General features: G+C 73.6%; 10 protein-coding genes and 1 pseudogene. 10 read left to right on the forward strand and 1 reads right to left on the reverse strand.

What is annotated here, in order from left to right; genetic code table 11:
* Nucleotides 1-40: 40 nt before the first annotated feature.
* From BI06_RS49855 to BI06_RS34930, 3 genes are read left to right on the forward strand one after another with little or no spacing between them, the layout of a single operon-like run.
* Nucleotides 41-4,300: a hypothetical protein gene (locus BI06_RS49855; RefSeq protein ID WP_043475053.1), complete on the forward strand. Its 4,260-nt coding sequence runs from the start codon at nucleotides 41-43 to the stop codon at nucleotides 4,298-4,300.
* A complete protein-coding gene (locus tag BI06_RS34925; RefSeq protein WP_043475056.1) occupies nucleotides 4,300-6,894 on the forward strand; it encodes a right-handed parallel beta-helix repeat-containing protein in 2,595 nt (864 codons plus the stop codon). The genes BI06_RS49855 and BI06_RS34925 overlap by 1 nt, the downstream gene beginning before the upstream one ends.
* 47 nt (nucleotides 6,895-6,941) lie before the next feature.
* Nucleotides 6,942-7,328, forward strand: a complete 387-nt coding sequence (locus BI06_RS34930) for a MazG-like family protein (protein WP_043475057.1) — start codon at nucleotides 6,942-6,944, stop codon at nucleotides 7,326-7,328.
* Between the two features lie 28 nt (nucleotides 7,329-7,356).
* Here the strand turns inward: BI06_RS34930 and BI06_RS34935 are convergent, their stop codons facing one another.
* Nucleotides 7,357-7,677, reverse strand: a complete 321-nt coding sequence (locus BI06_RS34935; RefSeq protein WP_030396206.1) for a hypothetical protein — start codon at nucleotides 7,675-7,677, stop codon at nucleotides 7,357-7,359.
* Nucleotides 7,678-7,892: 215 nt separating this feature from the next.
* Here BI06_RS34935 and BI06_RS34940 point away from each other — a divergent pair, with 215 nt between their 5' ends.
* The 7 genes and pseudogenes from BI06_RS34940 to BI06_RS34960 all read left to right on the forward strand — a co-directional run bounded on the left by BI06_RS34940 (nucleotide 7,893) and on the right by BI06_RS34960 (nucleotide 13,923).
* Nucleotides 7,893-9,230 (forward strand): GH1 family beta-glucosidase, encoded by a 1,338-nt coding sequence (locus BI06_RS34940; protein ID WP_043475060.1) that lies wholly within the window; start codon nucleotides 7,893-7,895, stop codon nucleotides 9,228-9,230.
* A 321-nt stretch (nucleotides 9,231-9,551) separates the two neighbouring features.
* Complete coding sequence (locus BI06_RS34945; protein ID WP_030396204.1) at nucleotides 9,552-11,087, forward strand: S8 family serine peptidase; 1,536 nt, start codon at nucleotides 9,552-9,554, stop codon at nucleotides 11,085-11,087.
* Between the two features lie 41 nt (nucleotides 11,088-11,128).
* A pseudogene (locus BI06_RS47150) lies at nucleotides 11,129-11,753 on the forward strand (IS5 family transposase); the annotation flags it as partial.
* 36 nt (nucleotides 11,754-11,789) lie between these two features.
* Nucleotides 11,790-12,335: an SDR family oxidoreductase gene (locus BI06_RS34950; RefSeq protein WP_233290412.1), complete on the forward strand. Its 546-nt coding sequence runs from the start codon at nucleotides 11,790-11,792 to the stop codon at nucleotides 12,333-12,335.
* A 421-nt stretch (nucleotides 12,336-12,756) separates the two neighbouring features.
* Nucleotides 12,757-12,903 carry a hypothetical protein gene (locus BI06_RS51600; RefSeq protein WP_157855362.1) on the forward strand — a complete coding sequence of 49 codons (147 nt, stop codon included), beginning with the start codon at nucleotides 12,757-12,759 and terminating at the stop codon, nucleotides 12,901-12,903.
* Nucleotides 12,904-13,026: 123 nt separating this feature from the next.
* Nucleotides 13,027-13,365 (forward strand): hypothetical protein, encoded by a 339-nt coding sequence (locus BI06_RS34955; protein WP_030396202.1) that lies wholly within the window; start codon nucleotides 13,027-13,029, stop codon nucleotides 13,363-13,365.
* A gap of 57 nt (nucleotides 13,366-13,422) precedes the next feature.
* On the forward strand, nucleotides 13,423-13,923 hold the full coding sequence (locus tag BI06_RS34960) for a hypothetical protein (protein WP_051742606.1): 501 nt from the start codon (nucleotides 13,423-13,425) through the stop codon (nucleotides 13,921-13,923).
* The last annotated feature ends 18 nt before the right edge of the window (nucleotides 13,924-13,941 follow it).

The raw sequence follows: 13,941 nt of genomic DNA on the forward strand, positions 1-13,941 counted from the left end.
GGTGCGAGGTGCCCGGTTCCTGGAGGGAGCGCCGCCGCGGGTGACCGACACGACGGGTGCGGCGGTGCCGGGTCTGTCGGGCGAGGGCCTGGCCGGCGGTGGCTGGCGCGTCACCGATCCGGTGTCGGGGGTGTCCACGCGGTACACGGCCCAGGGCGCCGTCGTGGAGAGCGGGGTCGCGCTGGCCGACGGTGCCGGGGTGCGCGGTGCCCGGTTCCTGGAGGGCAACCCGCCGCGGGTGACCGACGTGACGGGCGGACCGACAGGTCTGTCCGGCGAGGGCCTGGCCGGCGGCGGCTGGCGGGTCACGGACCCGGCGTCCGGGGTGTCGACGCGGTACACGGCGCAGGGCGCCGTCGTCGAGAGCGGGGTGGCGCTGGCCGACGGTGCCGGGGTGCGCGGCGGCCGCTTCGTCGTCCCGCAGGGCGGCGGCGGGCACGCGCTCACGGACGCGGCCGGGGCCGTGCTGCCCGAGCGCGTGGTGGCGCACCCCGGCGGCGGGTTCCGGATCGAGGGCGCGCCCGCCGTCCCGGGCGGCGGCGTCCCGTACGAGCGGTTCGCCGCCGACGGCACGCCGACCGCCGGCGGTCGGCAACTGCTCGACGGCAACGGCACCGTGGTGGGCCACCTGGAGCGACCGGTGCCCGCGCCCGGCCACCCGGCGCCCGCCGGGCAGCCGGCCTGGCTGGACGTCGCCTTCCAGCCGGACGCCACCCGGGTGGTCACCGCCGACGGCGCCGGTCTGCGGGTCACCGCGCCGGGCGGCTCCTACCGGGTCTTCGACGGCGCGGGACGCCTCACCGACGACGCCGCCCGGCTGCACGCGCCGGGCGGCGGCGCGCTCGACCAGTGGGTGGTGGTCCACACCCCGCCCGGCGGCCCGCGCGCCCTGGAGGTCCTGGACGCCACGGGCACGCCGGTGCCGAACCTCGCCGCCGCCGACCGGCCGGGGGGCGGCTTCCAGGTCACCGACGCGGCGGCCGACAACGGCTTCGTCCGCTACGGCGCCGACGGCCACCGGCTGGAGACCGGCACCGCGCTGCGCGGCCCCGACGGCAATCCGGACCGGACCTTCGCCGTCCTGCCGCCGCCCGGCCCCGGCGGCGCCGTGCTCCCGGGCCACCTGGAGGACGCGGCCGGCCTGCGGGTCCCCGAACGGACCGTCACCGTCCGCGCCGACGGCGGCCTCCAGGTCTCCGTCGACCGGCCGAACGGCCCGCGGCACGGCGAGTTCACCGCCCACGCGCCCGGGGACGGACGGATCACCCACCAGGGCTTCAACGTCGTCGACGGCGGGCGGCGCACCGACCACCAGTACGTCGTCGACCACACCCCGGCGGCCGGCGCGACCTGGAGCAGGCAGCCGCACCCGGCGGCCGCCGCCCCGCCGCCCGCCGGCACCGGCGCCTTCCACCACGGCCGGGTGGAGACCCTCGGCGGCGGCAACCGGATCCGGCTGATCTCCTCCACCTACACGCCCGTCGAGGTGTTCGAACGCCGGGTGCTGCCCGGCGGCGGCCTGCTGGACTCCTTCCGCCGCACCGACACCCTGCTGTTCGGCGACCTCGACCGCCGCACGGTCTGGACGCAGTGGGACGCCGCCGGCGGCCTCGGCGCGCACGGCACCCGGCGCTACGACACCTCCGGCTTCGGCTGGCGGGACCTCGACCACCGCGGCAACCCCGTGCACGAGTACCGGGACGGGCTGCAGAAGACCGGCGGCGTCACCGGCCACACCTTCGCCGTCCGCAACGCCGACCGCAGCTGGACCTGGCACCGCTTCGACGGTGCCGGCCAGGAACTCGCCCACGGCCCGCGCACCCAGCACCGGGACGCCGGCTGGACCGACCGGCTGGCCGACGGCACCCAGGTCCAGAAGCAGTGGGGGATGGGCCACGGCCCGGGCAAGGCCGGCCAGTTCCTGGAGCACACCTGGCAGGGCGGCGGCGTGCGGCAGACCTGGGAGCGGCACTCCCCGCACGGCAAGGAGGTCGGCAAGCGCGAGGTCCTCGCCACCGACAACGCCGTGCTGACCACCAGCCGCTGGTCCGAGCAGCGTCCGCCGGTATGGGTGCGCCGGCACCTGGTGGGCGCCGGCGGGCCGCAGGGCGTCGCCGCGCACCTCGCGGACGACACCCGCTACCAGGTCTTCCTGTGGGACAAGGCGGGCGGAGTCAACCCCGGCGGCGGCGTCCGCTACGTCGGCATGGACGGCGCGGCGGTCGACCTCGGCGCCGACGGCCGCTTCGTCCGCTCCACCGGGAAGCTGCACGGCGGCACCACGCTCAAGGTCGGCGACCACGCCAACCCGCCCGCGCACCCGCCCACCAACCCGGCGCACCTGCCCTGGGAGGAGCCGGGCCGCCGCGGCTACCGGGCCGAGCTGGTCCCGCCCGCCGGGGCCGGCCGCGACCACCCCGTGTGGCAGGACCGGTTCAGCCCGGACGGCGGCGCCAACTGGCAGGTCGCCCGGGAGGGCTTCGCGGACGGCTCGGTCCGCGAGTACCGGGTGCCGCCCCAGGTGGACCCGGCGACCGGCAACGTCCAGGGCCGGGGCACCCACGCCTGGGTCCAGCGGGACGCGCACGGCAACCTGACCGGCAGCCACGACATCTGGCAGGACCCCCAGGGCAACCGGATCGAGGTCACCGGCACCGGCCGCCCGGACTCCGGGCGGTGGACCTGGACCGCCACCGACCACCTCGGCAACCGCACCACCGGCCGCCGCGAGTCCTTCCGCGGCTCCGACGACCCCCGGCTGCCCTGGGACGACTCCTTCCGGGACTTCGACGCGGGCGGCGCCCTGCTCCGCGAGCGCAACATGCTGGACGGCGGCCGCTGGGTCGACTCCTGGCGGGGCGCGGCCCCGCCCGGCGGCGGGCAGCACTGGCACACCGCCAAGTACGAGGCGAACGGCACGGCCGTCGACTTCGGCGCCGGGCAGCAGGTGCGCCGCTGGTGGAACGCCGACACCCGGGCCTGGCAGGACGACTGGACGGCCCGCACCCGGCACTTCCGCGACGAGTTCCGTCCGGCCGCCGGCGGCCCCGCCCTCACCCTGCGCGAGGTCCCCCCGCACCTCGCGCTCGGCGAGGGCCCGCTGCGGGTGCGCCAGTACGTGCCCGGCGGCAACGCCCCGCACCCGGCCGGGAGTTGGAAGGAGTTCGACCACGGCTCGGTGGTCCGGGAGCGCAAGCCGCTCGGCGACGGCACCTTCCTGGAGAAGGACGCCTGGCGCGGCCAGTGGCGCCGCTACGACCAGCACCAGCGGATCATCGCCCAGCGCACCGACAGCGGCCTGGTCTGGGAGACCGGGCCCGGCGGCAACCTGCGGGTCACCGGCAACGAGTACGACTTCCGCGGCCCGCTCACCGAGATCCGCGGCTTCGGCCGACGGGTCCGCGAGGCCAACCGGCTGCCCTGGGGCGACTCGGTCGAGGTGCGGGTGCCGCGGATGCAGAACGCCCTCGCCGGCGTCCCCGGACTGCCGGCCGCGCACAACGGCGTCGTCCCGCTCGGCGAGGCCCTCTACCAGCCGTACTGGAAGGTGCTGGCGAAGAAGGTCGCGCTGGAGTTCGGCCAGGAGTTCGTCCTGGAGTTCGGCGCCAACCTGGCCGTCAACGGCATCGTCGCCGCCGCCAACAACAAGCCCTTCACCGGCAAGGACGTGCTCAAGTCCTTCGCCAACGCGGCGGTCGGGGCGGGCGTCAAGAGCCTGGTCTCCACCGGCATGCACGAACTGCGCGGCAGCGCGGCCGGCGGCCCCAAGTCGGTGTTCGGCAACGTCGACGGCGGCAAGCACGAGCGGCGCCACCCCAACAACCACGACAAGCACTGGGCCAACGAGTGGGCGGGCAACGAGACCCCGACCCGCTGGCGCGGCGGCACCTACGACTTCTTCTACAACGCGGCGCTCGGCGGAGTCGTCGGCTGGGTCAACGGCGCCATGAACGCCTCCGTCTGGGGCGTCACCGGCGCCGACGGCAAGACCCATGTGCTCAGCGGCATGGACGCCTTCCTGGACGGCGGCATCGCCGGCCTGGCCGGCCTCACCACCGCCAGCAGCGCGGCACTCGCCAAGAACGCGATCATCGCCGGCGGCGGCAGCCGCCTCTTCCACCGCCAGGGCTTCGCCGAGTTCTGGCTCCAGCTCCCGTTCAAGATCTTCGAGAAGACCGTCACCTCGCTCTGGCTGACCAACGCCTACCGGGCGAGCATCGACCCCGCCTGGTACCGGGCGCCCCTGCCCGCCCCCGTGACCCCGCCCGCCCCCGCACCGATCCAAGGACAGCAGCCCTGATGCCCCACCGCACCACCCGGACCCACGCCGTCGGCCCGCGCGGCCGCGGCACCCACCGCCTCGTCGCCGACGCCCTGAAGGCCGCGCAGCCCGGCGACACCGTGGTCGTCGCGCCCGGCCGCTACCAGGAGTCGCTGGAACTGGCCCGCCGGGTCGTCCTGGTCGCCGAGCAGGGCCCCGGGACGGTGGTGCTCGCGGCCCCGCCGGGCGGCGCCCCGGCGCTCCGCGTCCTCGGCCCCGACTGCCTGCTCCGGGGCCTCGACCTGGAGGGCGCCGACCCCGGGGACCCGGCCGTCACCGTCACCGCCGGGGCCGGCCTCGTCCTCGACCGCTGCACCGTCACCGGTGGCCGGATCGAGGTCCGCGGGCCGGAGGGCGCCGAGCCGGGGGACTTCCGCGAGGGCGAGGAGGGGACCTCCGCCGTCCTGCTGCGCGACTGCCGCCTGACCGGCGCCCGGCACGCCGCCCTGCGCCTGTCCGGCGGTGCCCGGGTCCGGATCGAGTCCACCACCGTCACCGACATCGACGGGGTCGGCGCGGTGCTCGCCGGCACCGCCCGGCTGGACGTCACCGGCCTGCGCCTGGAATCCACCACCGGCTCGGGCATCCGGCTGCGCGGCAGGTCCCGGCTGCGGATGACCGAGTCCCGGCTGACCTCGCCCGGCCGCGCCGGGCTGCTGCTGGAGGACACCGCCCACGCCCTGGTCACCACCACCCGGATCGAGACGCCCGGGACCGCCGGCCTCCACCTCGGCGGCGACTCCCACGCCGACCTGACCGACACCCGGGTGCTGCGCCCCGCCGCCAGCGCCCTGGTGCTCCAGGACGCGGCCCGGCTGACCGCCGACGGCTGCACCGTCACCGCCCCGGGCGCCAACGGGCTGCTCGCCACCGGCACGGCGCGCGCCCGGCTCACCGACTGCCGGCTGGAGGACTGCGGGTTCAGCGCGGTCCACCTCTCCGACCGGGCCGAGGCCGCGTTCACCGACTGCCGGGTCCGCCGGGGCGCCGAGCACGGCTTCCACGTGGCGGGCTCGGCCGTGCTGGGCCTCACCGACAGCACCGTCGGCGAGATCGCCCTGACCGGCGTCGCCGTCACCGACGAGGCCCGGGCCACCGTCACCGGCTGCCGGATCGACACCGCGCACACCGGCGTCGCCGTCGCCTCCCCGGCCGGCACCCGGATCGACCGCAGCACGGTCGTCGGAGCCGCCCGGGCCGGACTGGAGGTCTCCGCGGGCGGCCGCGCCGTGCTGACCGGCAACCGGGTCACCGGCTCCGGCGCCGCCGGACTCCTGCTCGACTCCGGCTCCGAGGCCACCGTGGAGGGCGGCTCGGTCGAGGGCGGCAGCGGCTCCGGCGTCGTCGTCTGGACCGGCGCCCGCCCGGTGATCACTGGCCTGCGGATCGACGGCACCGGCCGCAACGGCGTGTACTTCGCCGAGGGCGCGGGCGGCCTGCTGACCTCCTGCGACCTGGTCGGGACCAGGCTGCCCGCCCTGCACCTGGCGGCCGGCGCCGCGCCGAGGCTGCGCCGCTGCCGGGTACTGGACTGCCCGGCCGCGTTCGGCGGCGACGGGTCGGCGGCCCCCGTCCTGGAGCAGTGCGACGTCGACGGCGTGCCGCTGGCCTTCGTCGGGGCACACCAGCCGCCCGCCGTGCCCGCCGCGCCCGGTCTGCCCGGCGCACCCGTTCTGCCCGGCGCACCTGCCGTGCCGGCCGTCCCCCTCCCGCCCGCCTCGGCGCCCGCCGAACTCCCCACGGCGGAGCCCGAGGAGGAGCACCTGGACGACCTGCTGGCCGAACTCGCCACCCTGGTCGGCCTGGACCGGGTCAAGCACGACGTCCAGTCGATGGTGAAGCTGATGCAGGCCGTCCGGCTGCGCGAGGAGGCCGGCCTGCCCGCGCCGCCGCTCAGCCGCCACCTCGTCTTCGCCGGCAACCCCGGCACCGGCAAGACCACCGTCGCGCGCCTCTACGGCCGCCTGCTCAAGGCCCTCGGCCTGCTGCGCCGCGGCCACCTGGTCGAGGTCGACCGCAGCGCGCTGGTCGGCGAGTACGTCGGCCACACCGGCCCGCGCACGGCTGCCGCCTTCAACCGGGCGCTCGGCGGCGTCCTGTTCATCGACGAGGCATACTCGCTGGTCCCCGAGTCCGGCGGCCACGACTTCGGTCTGGAGGCGGTGGCGACCCTGGTCAAGCTGATGGAGGACCACCGCGACGACGTCGTGGTGATCGCCGCCGGCTACCCGGCCGACATGGCCCGCTTCGTCGGCTCCAACCCCGGCCTCTCCTCCCGCTTCACCCGCACCCTGCTCTTCGAGGACTACTCCGCCGCCGACCTGGTGGCCATCGTCGAGCACCAGGCGCGCGAGCACCGCTACGAGCTGACCGGTCCGGCGCGCCTGCGGCTGCTGCACCACTTCGAGACGCTCCCGCGCGGCGCCGGCTTCGGCAACGGCCGCTCGGCCCGCCAGACCTTCCAGGAGATGACCGAACGCCAGGCCCAGCGGATGGCCGAGGCCGTCACCCCCACCCCTGACCAGCTCTCCACGCTCGAACCCGCGGACCTTCCCGCCCCCGTCCTCGGCTGACCGGCGGGGTTGATCCCTCCCCCCGGCGCGGGCCAGGATCCTGACTCATGAACGACACCAACGACGTCAACGACACCAACGACAGCTGGGACATCGTCAACGCCCTTGCGCACCGGTTGGACACGCACTCCGACCGCACCGACGAGCAGCGCTGGACGCTGCAGGCCCTCAAGCTCCAGGAGGAGGCCGGGGAGGTCGCGGAGGCCGTGATCGGAGCCCTCGGCGTCAACCCGAGGAAGGGCTTCTCGCACGACTGGGACGACGTGCGCAGGGAGGCCTGCGACGTGGCGCTGTCCGCCCTGGTGATGCTCACCCGGATGGGCGGGGACCCGCGCCGCTTCTTCGAGGAGCACCTCCGCTCGGTGGCCGGCCGCGACCTCCCGGACATTGCGGCCGGCCCTGCTGCTGACACCACGGCCGACACCACGGCCTGACCACCGGGCGGCGCGGCCCGCAGCCGGGTCAGCGCTGGCAGAACACCTGGGACACCGCGGTGAACCAGCCGCCGGACTGCCGCACGTCCGAGGCGAGCCGGTAGCACTGGCTGCGCTGCCACCCGGCGGCCTGGGCGTAGGAGAGGGCGACATTGGTCGCGCTCTCGATGGCCGACCCCATCGTGCCCCCGGTCCCGCTGCCGGTGAACTTCGCCGTCTCGGTCGCGGCGACCGCCCGGCCCGCGCCGGTCGTCGCGGCCTGGGCTGAGGCCGCGCCCCCGAGCAGGCAGGCCGAGGCGGCGAGGGCGACGGCGGTGACGCGCAGCCGGACCATGGACGTACGGATCATGGGAACTCCTCGATGACGTGCGGCGTGCCGCTTGTGGCGATCGGTGGGCCCGGGGCCGGGCCGGCACGCCCAGTCTCAGCAGTCCCGCCACGCCCGACCAACACCCTTCGACCCACGTCGAATCCGGGCGGCCGCCCGGGGCCGTCGTCCCCCTGGCGTCCCGGCGAAGCGCCAGTAACATGAGCAGTCCTCATATTTCCATCCGGGAGGCTGCCATGCCGGACCGCTTCGACCTGCCCACCGGTTTCCGCTGGGGTGTCGCCACCGCCGCCCACCAGATCGAGGGGGCGGTGAACGAGGACGGCCGCGGCCCCTCGATCTGGGACACCTTCACCGCCCGCCCCGGCACCGTCCGCGACGGGCACACGGGTGCGGTGGCCTGCGACCACTACCACCGGTATCCCGAGGACATCGAGCTGATGCGCGGCCTCGGGGTGGACGGCTACCGCTTCTCCATCGCCTGGCCCCGGATCCAGCCCACCGGCGCGGGGCCCGCGAACCCCGCCGGACTCGCCTTCTACGACCGCCTGGTCGACGCCCTCCTCGAAGCCGGCATCACCCCGCTCCCCACCCTCTTCCACTGGGACCTCCCGCAGGCCCTCGAAGACGCCGGCGGCTGGCTGAACCGCGACACCGCCCACCGCTTCGCCGACTACACCGCCCTCGTCGCCGACCGCCTCGGCGACCGCGTCCCCGCCTGGATCACCCTCAACGAGCCCTTCGTGCACATGGTCTACGGCTACGCCCTCGGCATCCACGCCCCCGGCCGCGCCCTGATGCTCGACGCCCTCCCGGTCGCCCACCACCAACTCCTCGGCCACGGCCTGGCCGCCACCCTCCTCCACGAGCGCGGCCTCGACGTCCTGATCTCCAACAACCTCACCCCGGTCGAACCGGCCTCCCCCTCGCCCGCCGACCTCGCCGCCGCCGACGCCTACGACACCCTCCACAACCGCCTGTTCACCGACCCGCTCCTCCTCGGCCGCTACCCCGACCTCACCGCCTTCGGCACCGGCCCCGACCTCGACGGCGCCGTCCGCCCCGGCGACCTCGACCTCATCACCGCCACCCCCCTCACCGGCCTCGGCGTCAACTACTACAACCCCACCCGCATCGCCGCCCCCACCGACCCGAACCTCCCCTTCACCTTCGTCGAGATCCCCGACGTCCCCCACACCGCCTTCGGCTGGCCGATCGTCCCCGACGGCCTGCGCGCACTCCTCGTATCCCTCCACGACCGCTACGGCACGGCCCTCCCACCGATCACCATCACCGAGAACGGCTGCTCCACCACCGAGGGCCTCGACGACCCCACCCGCATCTCCTACCTCTCCACCCACCTCGACGCCCTCGCCACCGCCGTAGCGGAAGGCATCGACGTCCGCGGCTACTACACCTGGTCCCTCCTCGACAACTTCGAATGGGCCGAGGGCTACCACCAACGCTTCGGCCTCGTCCACGTCGACTTCGACACCCAGCAGCGCACCCCTCGCGCCTCCTACGCCTGGTACCGCGACCTGGTTGCCGCCCACCGGGCGCGGCTGCCAAGGTAGTTGGCTTCAATCGCTGCGGGATGTATGGCCTTCCGGCAGTGGCCGAGAGGTCATCCGGATGGTGCGGCCTGCGGCGGCTGGGCCCGAGAGCTGCGCAAATGACAGGGCGTTCTATGAATCCGCAGCCCATCGCCAGTGGTCTCAGTCGCGGGTCGGTTGTACGGGGACCCGAAGCGCGCCGCCTCCGGAGAGTTCGTGCAAGGTCATTGCCGGTTCGCGAGGCGGCAGGTTAGCTTCACTTCTGCACCACCCGTCCCGTACCAGTCCGGCCGGCGCTCCGTTCCCCGGCCGGGTCCCGCACCCGGATGATGTGGAGAGCACATGGCTCGAATAGATTCCTTACTCCGGCTCGGCCTGGCCGCACCGGTCGTGCTGTCGCTGACCGCCTCGCTCGGGGCCCTCCCCGCGACGGCCTCGGCGGCTCCCCGGGCGCAGGTCGCCGAGCGGGCCGCGGACGCGAACGCCCTGGCGTACGTGGTCAACACCAGGACCGACCGTCGCACGATCGCAGCGGTGCAGCGGGCCGTCACCGCGGCCGGCGGCAGCATCGTCGTCACCTACGACGGGATCGGCGTCATCGTCGTCCACTCGGCGAATCCCGACTTCGCCCGGCGCATGCGCGCGGTGCCCGGCGTGCAGTCGGCGGGGGCCACGCGGACCTCGCCGCTGAGCCCGGCGGGGGCGGGCGACACGGGCCTGGTGCGGCCTCTGTCCGCAACCGAGGTCGCGAGCATAGGGAAGGCGTCCGGCAGCGGCGCCGAACCCCTCGAAGCCGAGCAGTGGGCGCTGCGGGCGATCGGCGCGGACCAGGCCGCGAAGATCGACCCGGGCAGCGGGAACGTCACGGTGGCCGTGATCGACACCGGCGTCGACGACACCCACCCGGACCTCGCCCTGAACTTCTCCCCCTCGCAGTCCGCGAACTGCGCCGGCGGCAAGGCCGACACCACGTACGGCGCCTGGCGGCCGGTCGACCCAAACTACTTCCACGGCACCCACGTGGCGGGCACGATCGCCGCGGCCCGCAACGGCGTCGGCGTCGCGGGCGTAGCGCCCGGGGTGAAGGTCTCCGGGATCACGGTCTCCCAGCCCACTCCGCGCCAGCTGATCTACGCCGAGAGCGTGGTCTGCGCCTTCGTGTTCGCCGCCGACCACGGCGTGCAGATCACCAACAACAGCTACTACGTGGACCCTTGGCAGTACAACTGCCTGGACGACCCCGACCAGAAGGCCATCATCGACGCGGTCGACCGCGCCCAGCTCTACGCGCAGCGCAAGGGCACCCTCAATGTCGCCGGGGCCGGCAACGCCAACCACGACCTGGCCTCCGACGGTTTCACCGACGGCGGCAGCCCCGACGACTCCACCCCGTCGAGCCGGACGGTCGACCCGCACACCTGCTGGGACCTGCCCGCGCAACTGCCGGGCGTCGTCACGGTCAGCGCGACCGGCCCCACGAACACGCGGGCGTACTACTCCAACTACGGCCTCGGTGTGATCGACGTCGCGGCGCCGGGCGGCGACCAGTACGTCGCTTCGGACACGCCGTCCAAGAGCGGCGGCATCCTGTCGACGTTGCCGAACAACCAGTACGGCTACGAGCAGGGCACGTCCATGGCCACGCCCCACGTCGCCGGTGTGGCGGCGTTGCTGAAGTCCGCCCACCCGCACGCGACCCCGGAGCAGTTGCAGGCGATGCTCAAGGCCCAGGCGGACAACCCGGGTTGCCCGACGGCCCCGGCCGCCGGTACCGCCGGAGCCGGTGAGGCCACCGCGGACGCCGTCTGCGTGGGCGGCAAGCGGGTCAACGGGTTCTACGGCTTCGGCATCGTCAACGCCCTGCGCGCGGTCAACTGATCGTTTCAAAATGAGTCTTGGTCGGCAGGCTGTCCGGGTGCGTGTTGCTCTTGTGCCCGGATGACCTGTGGGGGCGGGTGGCTCCGCTGCTGCCGCCCGCTCCCGAACGACGCCACCGCCACCCCGGGCGACTGCGGGTCCCGGACCGGGCGGCGGCCCCGGCGGGCATCATCCACGTGCTGCGGACCGGTGTCGCATGGCGCGATGTCCCCGTGCGGGCCGTGGGCTGCTCCGGAGTCACGGCCTGGCGCCGCCTGCGGGACTGGACCGAGGCCGGCATTTGGCCCCGTCGGCATGCCGCACTGCTGACCGCACTGCGCCGCACGGACCTGCTGGGCCTGGACGACTGCGCCGTGGACGGCTCACACGTCCGAGCTCTCAAAGGGAGGATCATGTCGGCCCCTCACCCGCCGACCGTGCCCGACTCGGCCCCGAACACTATGTGATCGTGGACCGTTGCGGCACCCCGCTCGCCGTGACGCTCACCGGAGGCAACCGTCACGACATCACCCGACTGCTGCCCCTGCTGGACGCGATACCGCCGATCCGAGGACTCCGAGGACACCCCCCCGCCGCAGGCTCCGGCGGCTCTTCGCCGACCGGGGCTACGACTACGACGAGTACCGCCGCCTGCTAAACGTGGTCGCGGTAGCGCGCGGTATCACCGGTCCGCCGACCGAGCTCGCCCCGCAGGTGCACCCGGTGTCCGTCGACCTAAACGTCGGCGCGGTACGCCTCCGGCTGACCGGTCTCCTGTCGGTCACCGACGACGACTGGATCCAGGGACTGACGATCAACTTTCTCGCCGCAGTCCGAACCGCCCGAGCGGCCCTGCCCCGTCTGATCGAGCGCGGCAACGCCTCAATCGTGACCGTGAGCTCGGTCAACGCGTTCCTGCCCGACCCGACGATCATCGACTACTGCGCGGCCAAGGCGGCGCTCTCAAACTTCTGCAAGGCCCTCTCCAAGGAGGTCGGTCCGCGCGGAGTGCGGGTGAACACAGTCAGCCCCGGGCCTGTGTCCACAGCGCTGTGGCTCGGTGACGACGGCGTCGCCGCGACTGTCGCGAAAGCGGCGGGCGGAGATCCGGAGGACATCGCTCGAGCCGCCGTCCCGCAGTCGGCGATCGGCTGCTTCAGCCTCCCCCAGGAGGTCGCCGATCTGGTCGTGCTGCTGGCCGGCGACCGGGCGGGTAACGTCACCGGCAGCGACTCCGTCATCGATGGCGGCCTCGTCCGGACACCCTGAAATCCGCCCGGTCCGTGCGGACGGCGCCCATGCGAGATGCCGCTGACACTGGCCGGTTCCCCCTGGAACTGCGGTCACGCCGCGACCGATTGCCAGGAAGTCCACCGGCGTACCGGGGGAATCTGCCGCAGAAGGGAAGGGTCCTGCCGCCGCAGTGCCTCCAGCTGTCGGCCCTGCACGACGCAGACCCTCGACACCCCCTGGGGGGTCGAAGGCCGGGGCGGCGCGGGGCGCGCACGCATGCCACGGTCCGCCGCGGAACCCTCAGCGGTGCGAGGGGGCCAGCAGCGCCTGGTCCTGGTGGCTGAGGCCGAGCCGGTCGGAGTGGAACCGGTGGTGACAGGCGAAGGCCGCTCACGGGGTCGCGCCGGAGCCTGCCGATGTCGGTGAGGGTCCGCAGGGCTTCCCGCAGTCGGTGAAGGTGGCGAACCAGGATCGGTGGCTGCTCCTCGACACCTTCTACCACCACGGCTTCAAGGCACTGTCGTCTGTCGGTCCGCTCAAAATCCGCCCGGACCACCTGTCCAGAAGTGCGTCGGCCGTCAAGCGGGAGAAGCGTGCCTCCTGAGTTGCTTCCTGTTTTTGAATGCGGCGCCCGGCGGCGTCTAGGTTGTGCAAAACGAGCCGGGATTCCATCGATGGAAGTCCAGGGTCCGGCTGGTTTGCCAGATTTTCGGGAGGGACAAAAGAAATGCGCAGTACTTTCTTCAGGGTGGCCGTCGTCGCGGTGGTCGCGGGCGGCGCTGCCGTGGCGGTCCCCGCGACGGCCTCCGCGCAGCCTGCCGCATGCTTCGTCAAGGCCGAGCTGGACCTGGGGCGGGGGAAGGCGACCTCGTGGTGCATCAGTCCCGGGCCGAGGGAGATGAAGGAGCATCGCGCCGTGATCAAATGTACTGTTTTGCGTGGCCGTAACAATGCCCATGACGTCACGTTCTCCGTATGGGGACCGTGGCAGAAGATAGGCGAGCAGTCTGTCGCGATGTGTGGGTTCAGCTCCAGCACGGCAGGGTTTTCGTTCGAGACCCGTTGACCCACTGTGCATGATTCGCTTGCACAGCAGGAAGGCGCTAGGAAAGGAGCCGGGTGAATGGACCTGGTGATCGGTGACCCACTCCACGGACGGGTGGAGATCTCTGTGGATCGCGAGCGAGGGGTGATCGATGTCCGATCCTCCTCCCTGCCGGATACGACCATGATGCGCCGCGAAGGGTCCGTGGCCGGTGACCCATCGCCCATCGGCACCCGTGACCCGCAGCAGATCGTGCTGACAGTGGGGAACGAATCGGGCCGGGTCGTTCCTGGAACAGGGTTCGCCACCCGCAGGTCGTACCGCGTCGACGTCGAGTTCTGCGACGCCTCCTACGTGTTCGCGCCTGTCTCGGAAAGCCTCACCCGCTTCACCCGGAACGGGGCTGAGCTGGCCGTGTTCGAGCGGACGCCCATGGGCTCGATCACGGCTTCCTGGGAATCCCGGACCGCCCTCACCCCTGGTGAGGCCGCGCTCGGCTACGCGCTCGTCGGCGCATACGGGGTGGGGTCACCCGGAATGCTCAAGTCGATCATCGGGCACGGAGGGTCTCCCTTCTAGCCCTTCCCTCGCGCGAGT

Origin of the sequence: Kitasatospora sp. MBT66 (assembly GCF_000710405.2) — a bacterium.
In the GTDB taxonomy this organism is placed as follows: Bacteria; Actinomycetota; Actinomycetes; order Streptomycetales; family Streptomycetaceae; genus Kitasatospora; species Kitasatospora purpeofusca.